General features: G+C 70.1%; 13 protein-coding genes. 3 read left to right on the top strand and 10 right to left on the bottom strand.

Translation table 11 applies throughout. The features are described from left to right. Nucleotides 1-54 precede the first annotated feature (54 nt). The 10 genes from NGK70_RS00275 to def all read right to left on the bottom strand — a co-directional run bounded on the left by NGK70_RS00275 (nucleotide 55) and on the right by def (nucleotide 10872). Nucleotides 55-978 (bottom strand): phosphoribosylaminoimidazolesuccinocarboxamide synthase, encoded by a 924-nt coding sequence (locus NGK70_RS00275; protein ID WP_251971404.1) that lies wholly within the window; start codon nucleotides 976-978, stop codon nucleotides 55-57. A gap of 84 nt (nucleotides 979-1062) precedes the next feature. Next, on the bottom strand, nucleotides 1063-2127 hold the full coding sequence (gene fba / locus NGK70_RS00270; RefSeq protein ID WP_251971403.1) for a class II fructose-bisphosphate aldolase: 1065 nt from the start codon (nucleotides 2125-2127) through the stop codon (nucleotides 1063-1065). Nucleotides 2128-2315: 188 nt separating this feature from the next. Next, entirely contained in the window at nucleotides 2316-3746 is a 1431-nt protein-coding gene (pyk, locus tag NGK70_RS00265) for a pyruvate kinase (RefSeq protein ID WP_251971402.1), read from the bottom strand. Between the two features lie 91 nt (nucleotides 3747-3837). Further along, nucleotides 3838-6159, bottom strand: a complete 2322-nt coding sequence (locus tag NGK70_RS00260) for an NADP-dependent malic enzyme (protein WP_251971401.1) — start codon at nucleotides 6157-6159, stop codon at nucleotides 3838-3840. A gap of 153 nt (nucleotides 6160-6312) precedes the next feature. Then, complete coding sequence (locus tag NGK70_RS00255) at nucleotides 6313-7506, bottom strand: phosphoglycerate kinase (protein ID WP_251971400.1); 1194 nt, start codon at nucleotides 7504-7506, stop codon at nucleotides 6313-6315. A gap of 84 nt (nucleotides 7507-7590) precedes the next feature. After that, nucleotides 7591-7920: an AzlD domain-containing protein gene (locus NGK70_RS00250; protein WP_251971399.1), complete on the bottom strand. Its 330-nt coding sequence runs from the start codon at nucleotides 7918-7920 to the stop codon at nucleotides 7591-7593. A 19-nt stretch (nucleotides 7921-7939) separates the two neighbouring features. Continuing rightward, entirely contained in the window at nucleotides 7940-8719 is a 780-nt protein-coding gene (locus tag NGK70_RS00245; protein WP_251971398.1) for an AzlC family ABC transporter permease, read from the bottom strand. Nucleotides 8720-8787: 68 nt separating this feature from the next. Continuing rightward, nucleotides 8788-9246, bottom strand: a complete 459-nt coding sequence (locus tag NGK70_RS26410; protein WP_310742566.1) for a hypothetical protein — start codon at nucleotides 9244-9246, stop codon at nucleotides 8788-8790. 88 nt (nucleotides 9247-9334) lie between these two features. Next, nucleotides 9335-10294, bottom strand: a complete 960-nt coding sequence (gene fmt / locus NGK70_RS00235; RefSeq protein WP_251973629.1) for a methionyl-tRNA formyltransferase — start codon at nucleotides 10292-10294, stop codon at nucleotides 9335-9337. Nucleotides 10295-10341: 47 nt separating this feature from the next. Further along, complete coding sequence (gene def, locus NGK70_RS00230) at nucleotides 10342-10872, bottom strand: peptide deformylase (RefSeq protein ID WP_251971397.1); 531 nt, start codon at nucleotides 10870-10872, stop codon at nucleotides 10342-10344. Nucleotides 10873-11162: 290 nt separating this feature from the next. Between def and NGK70_RS00225 the strand changes: the two genes are divergently transcribed. The 3 genes from NGK70_RS00225 (at nucleotide 11163) to NGK70_RS00215 (ending at nucleotide 14172) form a co-directional block, all read left to right on the top strand. Next, nucleotides 11163-12317, top strand: coding sequence for a LysM peptidoglycan-binding domain-containing protein (locus NGK70_RS00225; RefSeq protein WP_251971396.1), 1155 nt, complete (start codon nucleotides 11163-11165; stop codon nucleotides 12315-12317). Nucleotides 12318-12329: 12 nt separating this feature from the next. Beyond that, a complete protein-coding gene (gene dprA / locus NGK70_RS00220) occupies nucleotides 12330-13625 on the top strand; it encodes a DNA-processing protein DprA (RefSeq protein WP_251971395.1) in 1296 nt (431 codons plus the stop codon). A gap of 94 nt (nucleotides 13626-13719) precedes the next feature. After that, entirely contained in the window at nucleotides 13720-14172 is a 453-nt protein-coding gene (locus NGK70_RS00215) for a Smg family protein (protein WP_251971394.1), read from the top strand. Nucleotides 14173-14212 lie beyond the last annotated feature (40 nt).

Genomic DNA, 14212 nt, shown 5'->3' with positions numbered 1-14212 from the left:
ATCGCGGGCCTCCCTCCAGGCCGGGCCGTTGCTGCGAGTCCCGCAGCAGCGGCTTCAGGTCTTCAGGCGGGTGAGCGCCTCGCGGTACTTCGCGGCGGTCTGGGCGATCACCTCGGCCGGCAGGGCCGGTGCCGGTGCGGTCTTGCCCCAGGGCTGGCCGTCGATGCGCACGGCCTCCAGCCAGTCGCGCACGAACTGCTTGTCGTAGCTGGGCGGGTTTTCGCCGCGTGTGCGCGCCGGCTCGTAGCCCTCGACCGGCCAGTAGCGCGAGGAGTCGGGCGTCAGCACCTCGTCCATCAGCGTCAGCGCGCCGTTCTCGTCCAGGCCGAACTCGAACTTGGTGTCGGCGATGATGATGCCCTTGGTCAGCGCGAAATTCGCGGCCGTCTGGTAAAGGCGGATCGACACGTCGCGGATCTTGGCGGCCAGCGGTGCACCGATGATCTCGGCCATGCGGTCGAAGGGGATGTTCTCGTCGTGCTCGCCCATCTCGGCCTTGGTGGCCGGGGTGAAGATGGGCTGCGGCAGCCGGTCGGCATTGCCCAGGCCGGCGGGCAACGCCTCGCCACAGACCGACTGCGACTGCTGGTACTCCTTCCAGCCGCTGCCGGCCAGGTAGCCGCGCACCACGGCCTCGACCGGAATGGGCTTCAGGCGCTTGACCAGCATCGAGCGGCCACGCACCTGGGCCACCTCGTCAGGGGCGACGACCGACTCGGGTGCCTCGCCGGTGAGGTGGTTCGGCACGATGTGGCTGAGCTGGTCGAACCAGAACAGCGCCACCTCGGTCAGGATCTCGCCCTTGCCCGGGATGGGCTCGCCCATGATCACGTCGAAGGCCGACAGCCGATCGCTGGCGATCATCAGCAGGCGGTCCTCGCCGACGGCGTAGTTGTCGCGGACCTTGCCGCGCGCGAGCAGGGGAAGGCTGTGGAGAGAGGATTCGAGCAGGGCAGAAGTCACGGCGCGTTCGACCATCGGTAACGAATGGCGCGATTGTAGGTGGCGCACCATGAAAAAAGCCCGCCAGGGGCGGGCCTTGCCAGGGCAGCTTGCGCCGCGTCAGAGCACCTTTTGCGCCAGGTCGCCAGCGACGTACTTCTCGGCCATCACCGACAGGCTGATCGGCTTGATCTTGCCGGCCTGGCCTTCGCAGCCGAACTCCAGGTAGCGCTGCTTGCACACCAGCATGGCGGCCTCGCGCGCGGGCTTGAGCCACTCGCGGGCGTCGAACTTGTCCGGGTTCTCGGCGTGGAACTTGCGCACCGCGCCGGTCATCGCCAGGCGGATGTCGGTGTCGATGTTGATCTTGCGCACGCCGTGCTTGATGGCTTCCTGGATCTCGCTGATCGGCACGCCGTAGGTTTCCTTCATCTTGCCGCCGTACTGGTTGATGATGGCCAGCAGCTCCTGCGGCACCGACGAGGAGCCGTGCATCACCAGGTGGGTGTTGGGGATGCGGGCGTGGATTTCCTTCACGCGCGAGATCGCCAGCACGTCGCCGGTGGGCGGGCGGGTGAACTTGTAGGCGCCATGGCTGGTGCCGATGGCGATCGCCAGCGCGTCCAGCTGGGTGGCCTTGACGAACTGGGCGGCCTCTTCCGGGTCGGTCAGCATCTGGCTGTGATCCAGCTTGCCGACGGCGCCGACGCCGTCTTCCTCACCGGCCTCGCCGGTTTCCAGCGAGCCCAGGCAGCCCAGCTCGCCCTCGACGGTGGCGCCGATCTTGTGGGCCATCGCAACGACCTGCTGCGTCACATCGACGTTGTAGGCGAAGTCGGCCGGGGTCTTGCCGTCCTCGCGCAGCGAGCCGTCCATCATCACCGAGCCGAAGCCGAGATCGAGTGCGCCGGCGCAGATCTTCGGGCTGGTGCCGTGGTCCTGGTGCATCACCAGCGGGATGTGCGGATAGGCCTCGGCGGCGGCCAGGATCAGGTGCTTGATGAAGGCTTCGCCGGCGTACTTGCGTGCACCCGCGGAGGCCTGCAGGATGACCGGAGCCCCCACGGCGTCGGCTGCGGCCATCACGGCCTGGACCTGTTCGAGGTTGTTGACGTTGAAAGCCGGGATGCCGTAGCCGTTTTCGGCGGCGTGGTCCAGCAGCTGGCGCATGGAAACGAGTGCCATGGGGTGATCCTCAGGGAGTGACGAAGAATCCGCAGCCGGCTCCACCCCCCTCCCGGATCGGTGAAACCGTGCTGTAACCCGCAGATTCTAGGCGCCCGGGTCTGCACAGGGGCTGGCCAGGATCAAGCCCGGGCCCCTGTGCGTGACAAGCTGGGCGCGCCGGAGGCACCGGCTGCCGCGCGCTGGATTCAGCCGACGCGGCAGACCTTGAGCATGTTCGTGCCGCCGGGGTAGCCCATCGGCTCGCCGCAGGTGATCGCGTAGGTGTCGCCGGGCTTGAGCACGCCGCGCGCCACCAGCAGGGCTTCGGCTTCCTTCAGCGCCACATCGCGGTCGTCGTGCTTGGGCATCAGGATGGAGCGCACGTTGCGGTACAGCGCCATCTTGCGCTGCGACAGCGGCTGGCTGGTCAGGCCGTAAATCGGCACGTCGATGCGGTAGCGGCTCATCCACAGCGTGGTGGAGCCCGACTCGGTCAGTGCCAGGATCGCCTTGCAGCCCAGGTGGTGGGCAGTGAACAGCGCACCCATCGCGATGGCCTGGTCGATGCGCGCCACCTGCTTGAGGGTGAAGTCGGTGTCCGGGTGGGTCTCCTCAGCGCGCTCGGCGGCAATGGCGATGGCCGCCATCTGCTCGATCGTCTCGACCGGGTACTTGCCGGCGGCGGTTTCGGCGCTGAGCATCACCGCATCGGTGCCGTCGAGCACCGCATTGGCGACGTCCGAGACCTCGGCGCGGGTGGGCACCGGGTTCTGGATCATCGACTCCATCATCTGCGTGGCGGTGATGGCCACCTTGTCCATCTCGCGGGCCATGCGGATCATCTTCTTCTGCAGCGCCGGCACCGCGGCGTTGCCGACCTCGACGGCCAGGTCGCCGCGCGCCACCATGATGCCGTCGCTGGCCTTCAGGATGGCTTCGAGCTGCGGAATCGCCTCGGTGCGCTCGATCTTGGCGATCATGCCCGGCTTGTGGCGCCAGGGCTCGCCGGCCACGTTGGCCAGCTGGCGCGCCATCTCCATGTCGGTGGCGCTCTTGGGGAAGCTGACGGCCACGTACTCGCACTGGAAGCTCATCGCGGTGCGGATGTCCTCCATGTCCTTGGCGGTCAGCGCCGGGGCGGTCAGGCCGCCGCCCTGCTTGTTGATACCCTTGTTGTTGGACAGTTCGCCGCCCACCTTCACGGTGGTGTGCACCGCGTCGCCGCGCACGGCGTCCACCGTCATCACGATCAGGCCGTCGTTGAGCAGCAGGGTGTCGCCGGGCTTCACATCGCGCGGCAGTTCCTTGTAGTCCAGGCCGACGCCGTGGAGGTCGCCCAGCTCGGTGCGCCCGCCGTCGAGCACGAAGGGCTGGCCGTTCTCCAGCATCACCCGGCCCTCGGCGAACTTGCCGACGCGGATCTTCGGGCCCTGCAGGTCGGCCATGATGGCCACCGGCTTGCCCACGCGCTCGGCCACCTCGCGCACCAGCGCGGCGCGGTCGATGTGGTCCTGCGCCTTGCCGTGGCTGAAGTTCAGCCGCACGACGTCGACCCCGGCGCGGATCATGCGCTCCAGCACCGCCGGGTCGGACGAGGCGGGGCCCAGGGTGGCAACGATCTTGGTGTGGCGGGTCATCTCAGCGTCTCCGAAGTCAGGATGCGCCGCCGATGCTGCTGGGCCGTCGGTGGCGGGGCGCGATTATCGAGCCCGCCGAGCGACAAGCGGGTTACAACGTGCGGCGCTGGCCGGCCGCAGCGGCGTCCGCCACCACCAGCGCGGTCATGTTGACCACCCGCCGCATCGAGGCCGAGGGCGACAGGATGTGCACCGGCTTGGCCGCGCCCAGCAGCATCGGGCCGACCGTGACGCCCTTGCCCGAGGTCATCTTCAGCACGTTGAAGAGGATGTTGGCCGCGTCGATGTTGGGCATCACCAGCAGGTTGGCTTCGCCGGTCAGGCGACTGTCGGGCAGGATGTTGCGCCGGATGTCCTCCGACAGGGCAGCGTCGCCGTGCATTTCGCCGTCGCATTCGATCTCGGGCGCGCGCGCCACGAACAGGTCGCGCGCAGCGCGCACCCGCTTGGCCGACGGCCGGCGCGAGGTGCCGAACATCGAGTGCGACAGGAAGGCCACCTTGGGCGGCAGGCCGAAGCGGCGGATCTCCTCGGCCGCCATCAGCGCGATCTCCGCCAGCTCCTCGGCGGAGGGCTGCTCGTTGATGAAGGTGTCGGTGATGAAGAGGTTGCGGTCCTCCAGCATCAGGGCGTTCATCGTCGCGTAGACCTTGGCGCCCGGGCGCTGGCCGATCACGGTGGAGACGTGGTCGAAGTGCGTGTCGTAGCGGCCATGCAGGCCGCAGAGCATCGCGTCGGCCTCGCCCAGCTGCAGCAGCAGTGCCGAGATCAGCGTGGTGGAGCGCCGCACCGCCGCCTTGGCGGCTTCGGGCGACACGCCGTCACGCCCCATCAGGCGGTGGTAGTGCTCCCAGCAGGCGCGAAAGCGGTGGTCGTCGTCCTGGTTGATGACCTCGAAGTCCACGCCCGGCTTGAGTTTCAGGCCGGCGCGCTCGATGCGCATCTCGATCACCGAGGGTCGGCCCACCAGCAGCGGCTTGACCATGCCCTCGGCCAGCGTGGCCTGCACCGCGCGCAGCACGCGCTCGTCCTCGCCCTCGGCGTAGACCACCCGCGCCGGGTGGCGCTTGGCCGCGGCAAAGACCGGGCGCATGAACATGCCGGTCTGGTAGACGTAGCGGGTCAGCGACTCGCGGTAGGCGCCCAGGTCGGCGATCGGCCGCTCGGCCACGCCGGATTCCTCGGCCGCCTTGGCCACCGCCGGGGCAATGCGCAGGATCAATCGCGCATCGAAGGGCTTGGGGATCAGGTACTCGGGGCCGAACTGCAGCTCCTGGCCGGCGTAGGCGGCGGCCACCTCGTCACTGGTCTCCTCCTTGGCCAGCGCGGCGATCTCGCGCACGCAGGCCAGCTTCATCGCCTCGGTGATCTTGGTGGCGCCGCAGTCCAGCGCGCCGCGGAAGATGTAGGGAAAGCACAGGACGTTGTTGACCTGGTTCGGGTAGTCCGAGCGGCCGGTGGCGATGATGCAGTCCGGCCGGGCCTCCTTGGCAAGCTCCGGGCGGATCTCCGGCTCCGGGTTGGCCAGCGCCAGGATGATGGGCTGGCTGGCCATCGTGCGCACCATGTCGGCGCTCAGCACGCCGGCGGCCGAGCAGCCCAGGAACACGTCGGCCCCCTGGACCGCATCGGCCAGCGTGCGGGCCGCCGTCTTCTGGCAGTAGCGCTGCTTGGACTCGTCGAGCTTGCCGGCCACGGCGTCGGCGCGCTCGCTCTGGATCACGCCCTTGGAGTCGCAGACGTAGATGTTCTCGATCTTCACGCCCAGCCCGACCATCAGGTCCAGGCAGGCGATGGCCGCTGCGCCCGCGCCAGACACCGCCAGCTTGACCTCGCCGATCGGCTTGCCCACCAGCTCCAGGCCACTGAGCAGCGCGGCGCCGGAGATGATCGCGGTGCCATGCTGGTCGTCGTGGAAGACGGGGATCTTCATGCGCTCGCGCAGCTTCTTCTCGATGTAGAAGCACTCGGGCGCCTTGATGTCCTCCAGGTTCACGCCGCCGAGCGTGGGCTCCAGCGCGGCGATGATCTCAACCAGCTTGTCCGGATCGCGTTCGGCCAGCTCGATGTCGAACACGTCGATGCCGGCGAACTTCTTGAACAGGCAGCCCTTGCCCTCCATCACCGGCTTGCCCGCCAGCGGACCGATGTCGCCCAGCCCCAGCACCGCCGTGCCGTTGGTCACCACGCCGACCAGGTTGCCGCGCGAGGTGTACTCGGCCGCCTTGCTCGGGTCGTCCACGATGTCCAGGCAGGCATAGGCCACGCCCGGCGAGTAGGCCAGCGACAGGTCGCGCTGGTTCATCAGCGGCTTGAGCGGGGTGACGGCGATCTTGCCGCGCACCGGGGCGCGGTGGTATTCCAGCGCCGCTTCGCGCAGGGCCTGTTCGGCGGGAGTCAGGTGGGTGCTCATGGGAGAGGCTCCGGAAGGGGGCGCAAAAGAAACGCGGGGCGGCGAGATTAACGCCGCCCCGCGGTTTTGCACCTTCGGGTTCATGCCCGTGCCGGCTGCCGCCATGCGCGCCGCGCATGAAGCGGGCCGGCTGGGCCGACCCGCTCGCCCCGATCAGGCTTGCGCGCGCTTGCTGAGGATCTCGAAGGCCGGCAGGGTCTTGCCTTCCAGCACTTCCAGGAAGGCGCCGCCGCCGGTGGAGATGTAGCCGACGTCCTTCTCGATGCCGTACTTGGCAATCGCGGCCAGGGTGTCGCCACCACCGGCGATGGAGAAGGCCTCGGATTCGGCGATGGCGCGCGCCAGCGTCTCGGTGCCCTTGGCGAAGGCGTCGAACTCGAACACGCCGACCGGGCCGTTCCAGACGATGGTGCCGGCGGCCTTGAGCTGGGCGGCCAGGATCTCGGCGGTTTTGGGGCCGATGTCCAGGATCAGGTCGTCGTCGGCCACGTCGGTGGCGGCCTTGACGGTGGCCGGGGCGTCGGCGGCGAAGGTCTTGGCGCAGACCACGTCCACCGGGATGGGCACGGCGGCGGCGCGCGCGCTCATCGCCTCGATCACGGCCTTGGCCTCACCGACCAGGTCCGGCTCGGCCAGCGACTTGCCGATCTTCAGGCCGGCGGCCAGCATGAAGGTGTTGGCGATGCCGCCGCCGACGATCAGGCCGTCCACGTTGGCCGACAGCGCCTTCAGGATGGTCAGCTTGGTCGAGACCTTCGAGCCGGCGACGATGGCCACCAGCGGGCGCTTCGGGTTGGCCAGGGCCTTGGAGATGGCGTCTATCTCGGCGGCCAGCAGCGGGCCGGCGCAGGCGATCTTGGCGAACTGGGCGATGCCGTAGGTGGACGCTTCGGCCCGGTGCGCGGTGCCGAAGGCGTCGTGCACGAAGATGTCGCAGAGCGCGGCCATCTTCTGTGCCAGCGCTTCGTTGTTCTTCTTCTCGCCCTTGTTGAGGCGGCAGTTCTCCAGCATCACGACCTGGCCGGGGGCTACGTCCACACCGTCCACCCAGTTCGACACCAGCTTCACCTCGCGGCCCAGCAGCTCGCTCATGCGCGCGGCGACCGGCGCCAGGCTGTCCTCGGGCTTGAACTCGCCCTCGGTCGGGCGGCCCAGGTGGCTGGTGACCATCACGGCGGCGCCGGCGTCCAGCGCCATCTTCACGCAGGGCACCGAGGCGCGGATGCGGGTGTCCTCGGTGATGGCGCCGTTGTCGTCCTGTGGCACGTTCAGATCGGCGCGGATGAACACGCGCTGGCCGGCAACCTGGCCGGCGGCGATGAGGTCGGAGAGGCGGAGGATCTTCATGGTCGATTCCCAGGGGGTGGTTGAAGGCAGTCAGCGGCGTAGAGGCAAGAAAGGGCAATCTGTTCGGGGCGGGCCGGGGCGCACTCACCAGCCCAGGCCCAGGCGCAGCGGCAGGAACACCAGCATGCCCACCGCGATGGTGCCGAGGATGCCGCGCCGCCAGGCGAACCAGCCGGCGGCGGCCAGGGCGGCGATCAGGCGGGCGTCGGCCCAGGTGGGGATCAGTGCGCCGCGGGTCATCACCACCTCCGGCACGATGATCGCCACCAGCGCGGCCAGCGGGGCGTACTTGAGCGCGCGCCGCACGATCGGTGGCAGGGGCAGCTCACGCTGTGGCAGCAGGAAAAAGGAGCGGGCGAGCAGCGTGATCACGCCGAGGCCCAGGATGGTGACGATGGCTTCGGTGCTGTCCATGACCAGGGCAGGGGCGAAATCAGCGGGAGACGCGCTGGACGCGCGCCGCGCTGCGCAGCGGGCGACCCAGGTGGCTGCCGGGGCCCTCCATCAGCAGGCCGGCCGCGACGGCCGCCGCCACCGCGACGACGATGTGCAGCTTGTAGGGCAACGCAAAGGCAGCCACTGCGGCGGCGGCGGCCACCCCGGCGCTGACCCAGGTGGCGCGGTCGCCGAGCAGGGAGCCGCTGAGGCCGATCAGCGCCAGCGTGCCGGCAAAGCCCAGGCCCCAGTGCACCGGGACGACGTCGGCAAGCAGGATGCCCAGTACGGAGGCGGCCTGCCAGCCGGTCCACATCACCACGATGCCGCCCGCCAGCCAGGGCATCTGGCCCGGCTCGGGCTTCATGTCCGGCCAGTGCCTGCTGAACATGGCGTAGTTGACGTCACCGGTCACGTAGCCGATGAGGGAGCGCTGCAGGCGGGGCAGGTGGCCGAAGATGAAGCGCCACTGGGCGCTGTAGATGACAAACCGCAGGTTCACCACGAAGGCCGTGAGCCACACCACCCACATCGGTGCGCCAGCGGCGATCAGCGGCAGCGCCGCGAGCTGGGCCGAGCCGGCGTAGACCACGAAGGTCATCAGCAGCGCGGTGCCGACGCCCAGGCCACTCTTGACCATCGCCACGCCGGTAACCAGGCCCCAGGCAGCCATGCCCGGCAGCACCGGCAGCAACTCGCGCACACCGCGGCGGAACTGCGGGTGGCGGCTGAGCTCCCGCAGGGCGGCGATGCTCTCGGCGAGGGGGCGCGTGACCATGGCGGGATTGTCCCACCGCGCCGGCCGGTTCGAGCCCGGGCGGCGGTGGAAACCGCCCGGTCACCACGTCAATGCGTGGTGGCGGCCCGCTTCGCGCGGGAGGAGCGCTCGGCGGCGCCCGGCGGTGTGTCGTGGGCGTTCGTACCCGAGCCTGGCTTGTCGCCGTGGCCGGCGCCCTCGTCGGCGGCAGAAGCGGAAGAGGCGGAGGCGCCGTCGGCGGGATCGGGGGCCGAGGCCGGCTTGGCCGGCTTGCGCGGAATCACCGGGACGATGCCCTCGCTCTTGGTCTCACGCAGGTACTCGTCCATCTCGCGCCAGCCGGCGTAGACGGCGGACTTCTGCGCTTTCGGGTTGAGTGTGTAGCAGTCCTCGATGGCGCGCAGCCCGTGGCGGCAGGCACCGCCGATGGCCTTGCCTTCGGCCTCCTTCTTGGCCGCGATGACCGGGCCGGTCTCGATGCCCAGCATGTCGCAGCCGGCCAGCAGGCTGGCCAGGGGGAGCAGGAGGAGGGCGGTTCGGCGGAGCATGGCGGGTGCGTTGGCGGCGGGCTGATGGGTTATCGGCGCCGCTGTCGCCCCACTTGAGAATGGAAAAACGCCCCGCTTCGAGGTCAGTTCAGAGCGCGTTGCCGCCGAGCCGCTCGCCGACCGGCACCGGCCAGGCAGCGATCAGCTCTCGCACCGCCACCCGCTTGCCGCCGGGGCGCTGCAGCTGGGTCAGGCGCAGGGCGCCTTCGCCGCAGGCCACCGTGAGCCCCTCAGGACCGGCGGCCAGCACCTCGCCGGGCGCCCCCCGGCCCTCGGTCACGGCCGCCTGCCAGACCTTGACCGTCTCGCTGCCGCGCACGAAGTTGGCGCCCGGGAAGGGGTCGAAGGCGCGCACGCGGCGCTCGATCGTCGCGGCGGGCAGTGTCCAGTCGACGGCCGCCTCGGCCTTCTCGATCTTGTGGGCGTAGGTCACGCCCTCGGCCGGCTGCCGGGTGGCTTGGAGCGTGCCGGCGGCGGCCTGGTCGAGCGCCTCGACGATCAGACGGCCACCCAGCGCAGCGAGCCGGTCGTGCAGGACGGCGGTGCTGTCGGCGCCGGTGATCGGGGTGCGCTCGACGAGCAGCATGTCGCCGGTGTCCAGCCCCTCGTCCATCTGCATGAGGGTGATGCCGGTCTCGGGGTCGCCGGCCTCGATGGCGCGGTGGATTGGCGCGGCGCCGCGCCAGCGCGGCAGCAGCGAGGCGTGGATGTTCAGGCAGCCCAGGCGGGGCAGTTCCAGAACCCACTTTGGCAGGATCAGGCCATAGGCGGCCACCACCAGCAGGTCCGGCGCAGCCGCTTGCAGGGCCTCACGTGCGGCGGCGGCCTCGGCAGGGTACTTACCGTCCAGCCGCAGGCTGGTGGGCTGGGCCACGGGCATCCCCTGGGCCAGCGCGAACTGCTTGACCGGCGAGGGCTGCAGCTTCATGCCACGCCCGGCGGGGCGGTCCGGCTGGGTCAGCACCAGCGGCACGGTGAAACCCGCCGCGTGGATTGCGTCCAGCGCGACGCGGGCGAACTCCGGCGTGCCCGCAAAGGCCACGCGCAGCGATCGGGCCGGCGCGCCGGTGGCAATGGGGTGGGTCGTGGGGCGGCTCACAGTGCCGGCCCGTGCGGGCTGCGGTCGTCGTCGCGCTGCTTCTTCAGCAGCTTGCTGCGGATGCGGTTGCGCTTGAGCGCGGACAGGAGGTCCACGAAGACGCGCCCGCGCAGGTGATCCATCTCGTGCTGCACGCACACGGCCAGGATCTCGTCCGCCTCCAGCTCCCGGCTCTGGCCCCTGCGGTCGAGCGCACGTACCCGCACGCGGGCGTGGCGCTGCACCTTGTCATAGATCGCGGGGACCGACAGGCAGCCCTCCTCGCCGGTGAGCAGCTCCTCGCTGGTCCAGGTCAGCACGGGGTTGATCAGCACCAGCGGCTCGTTGCGGTCCTCGGACACGTCGATCACGATCACCTGCTCGTGCACGTCCACCTGCGTCGCTGCCAGGCCGATGCCACGGGCGTCGTACATCGTCTCGAACATGTCGTCGACAAGGCGGCGGATGCGCTCGTCCACGCTGGCGACCGGTTTTGCAACCGTTTGCAAGCGAGGGTCGGGGTAGCGGAGGATCGGCAGCAAGCTCATGGGGTCGGCGTTTTCGGGTGTTCTGGGCGGTTTGGGGTGGGGCGGGCCGTGTCGTCCTGGGGGCCGGGGCCTGTAGACCGGGTACAACGGGGCCGGTCGCCGACGCATCGCGCCGACGTGGCTGCCGCGGCAGATTTCATTGCGGCATCAAGGGTTTAGGGGCAGAATTTATGAAAATGATTGAAGATTTTCGCGCAGTCCGCGCCGGCCTGTCCGGTACCTGTGCATCAACCCCAGGCTCCGTGCACGTTGGCAAGAACGTCCGGCCGGTGCCTCTGGAGACCTGCTCCATGATCCTGCGCCACCGCCGAGCCGCCCTGGCCCTGGGGGCCGCTGCCCTGACCGTGCTGGGCGGCTGGGCCAGTACCGCCGCGGCATTTCCGAATTATCCGATCACCGAAGGTCAGCGGCGCACCGCCAATGAGGTGGCCCAGGCGGGCGTGCCATTGTCGGAGCTGGCGCCGGATGCCCCCGACGCCTACGTCGTCAAGCGCGGCGACACGCTCTGGGACATCTCCAAGCTCTTCCTGCGCCGTCCGTGGCGCTGGCCGGAGCTCTGGGGCATGAACATGGCGCAGATCCGCAACCCGCACCTGATCTACCCGGGCCAGCGCCTGGTGCTGGTGCGCAAGGACGGCCGCGCCTACCTGCAGTTCGACGACCAGCCGGGCGTGGTCAAGCTCTCGCCGCGGGCGCGTGCCAGCGACGTGGACGGTGGCGCGATCGCCGCGATCCCGCTGCACCTGATCCAGCCCTTCCTGAACGATGCGGTGGTGCTGGACGGCAACGAGTTCGAAACGGCACCGCGCATCGTCGCCGGCCGTGAGGGCCGGGTGCTGCTGGGCCGGGGTGACAGCGCCTACGTGCGCGGAGAGCTGACGCCGCGGCGCGACTGGCGGGTGTTCCGCAACGCCAAGCCGCTGAAGGATCCGGTGACCGCCGAGGTGCTGGGCTACGAGGCCGCCTACGTGGGCAGCGCGGAGTACGTGCGGGCCGGGTCGACGGTCACTGCGGCGGATGGCCAGACCGAGATCGTGCCGGCCACCTTCACGCTGACCACGCTGCGCCAGGAGGCGGGGGCGGGCGACCGGCTTGCGCCAACCGGCCCGCGCGACGAACCGAACTTCGTGCCGCATGCCCCGGCCCAGCCGGTGCAGGGAGCGGTGGTGTCGATCTACGGCGACGGCCTGTCGGCCGGGCAGAACCAGATCGTCGCGATCAACCGCGGCCGGCGCGACGGTATGGAGGCCGGCCATGTGCTGGCGGTGCTGCGCACCGGCGAGCGGGTGACGGACCGCGAGGATCCTGCGCGCGCCCAGCTCAAGCTGCCCGACGAGGCGCATGGCCAGCTGTTCGTGTTCCGCGTGTTCGAGCGCGTGTCCTACGCGCTCATCCTCACCGCGCAGACCGCGGTGCGCGTCGGCGACCGCTGCACCCAGCCCTGACACCGCGCGCCCATGGACCGCGGGAGCGCTGACCCGGTCGCCACTCCACCCGTGTCGGCGCTCGGCCCTGACGAGTTGCACGACTGGCTGCGCCTGCTCGAAACCCCGGGCGTGGGTCGCACCTCGGCGCGGCGGCTGCTGGCGGCTTTTGGCAGCCCGGCCGGGGTGTTCGATGCATCGCCCGCGTCCTGGCGCGAGGTGGCCGGTGCCGCGGCAGCCCAGGCACTGGCCAAGGTGCCGGCCTCGCTGGGCGAGTTGAACGCGCGAACCCAGGCCTGGCTGCAGGTTGCGCCGAACCGGCAGGTGCTCACGCTGGGCGATGCCGACTACCCGGCCAGCCTGCTGGAACTGGCCGATCCGCCACTGCTGCTCTACGCCGAGGGCCGTCTCGACCGCTTGGCCGAGCCGGCGCTGGCCATCGTCGGCAGCCGCAACCCGAGCGCCCAGGGGCTGGCGAATGCGCGTGCCTTCGCGTCATCGCTCAGCGCCGCCGGGGTGGTCGTGGTGTCCGGGCTGGCGCTGGGCATCGACGGGGCGGCGCACGAGGGCGCGCTGGAGGCAGTCGGGGCGGGTGGGGCTGGCACCATCGCGGTGCTCGGCACCGGACTGGATGCGGTCTACCCGCGCCGCCACGTTGCGCTGGCCCAGCGTGTGGCGGGGCAGGGCCTGTTGCTGAGTGAGTACAGCCTCGGCACGCCGCCGATCGCCGCGCACTTCCCGCTGCGCAACCGGCTGATCGCCGGCCTGAGCCTGGGCACCCTGGTGGTGGAGGCCGCGCTGCAGTCCGGCTCGCTGATCACGGCCCGGTTGGCGGTGGAGGCCGGGCGGGAGGTCTTTGCGATTCCCGGCTCGATCCACAGCCCGCAGGTCAAGGGCTGCCATGCACTCATCAAGCAGGGTGCCAAGCTGGTCGAGCAGACGCAGGACATCCTGGACGAACTGCAGCAGCTGCGCAGCGGCCGGGCCGGTCTGGCCGCTGCCCGCTATCTGAAAGTGAATGGGAACGGGAATGGGCGGGCGACAGAGCCCCGTGAGGGCGAGGCGCCGGCCGGTGCGCCGGGTCCGTCCTCTCAGGCTTTGCAGGCGCCGCAGGGCATGCTTGACCTCCGGCCGGCGGCGGGCGCCGGGGTGGATGGCGAGGATCCGGTGCTGGCTGCACTGGGCTGGAGCCCCGCCACGCTGGAGGTGCTGCAGGTGCGCTGCGGCCTGTCGGCCACCGAACTGAGCGTGCGCCTGCTGGAGCTCGAACTGCTCGGCGAGGTGGCCCGCCTGCCCGGGCAACTGTTCCAGCGCCAGGCCCAAAGCTGACACTGCCCGGGCGCCGGGCGTGATCCCATACACGGGTGGGATGCCCCGCTTATCCCGGCGATGCCGGCCGGTGGGGCTCGGTTATAGTGGGTTCATGTTCGACGTTCTCGTATTTCTCTACGAAAACTACTGGCGCCCGGATGCGTGCCCGGACCACGACCAGCTGTCGAAAAAGCTCACGGCCGTCGGGTTCGAGAGCGAGGAGATCGAGGACGCGCTGAGCTGGCTCGACGGCTTGGCCGACGTGGCCGAGTCCCATACCGGGGCGCAGAGCGAGCGCGCGATGCGCGTGTACTCGCCCGCTGAACAGGACCACCTGGGGGTGGGGTCGATCGCCTTCATCAGCTTCCTCGAATCCGCTGGCGTGCTGCCGCCTGCGATGCGCGAGATCGTGGTCGACCGCGCGATGGCCACGCCCGGCGCACCGCTGCCGCTCGAAGACCTGAAGATCATCGTGCTGATGGTGTTCTGGAGCCTGGGCGAGGAACCCGATGCGCTCATCCTCGATGAGCTCTTCGTGGACGCCGAGGACCGGCTGATCCACTGACTCGGTTCGCGACGCTGGCGAGGCCGCATCGCCGCTGCCC

The sequence above is a fragment of the Sphaerotilus microaerophilus genome (genome assembly GCF_023734135.1).
Lineage (GTDB): Bacteria > Pseudomonadota > Gammaproteobacteria > Burkholderiales > Burkholderiaceae_C > Sphaerotilus > Sphaerotilus microaerophilus.
Note: the sequence above shows the minus strand (reverse complement) of the source record. Positions and strands in the feature narration are given on the sequence as shown.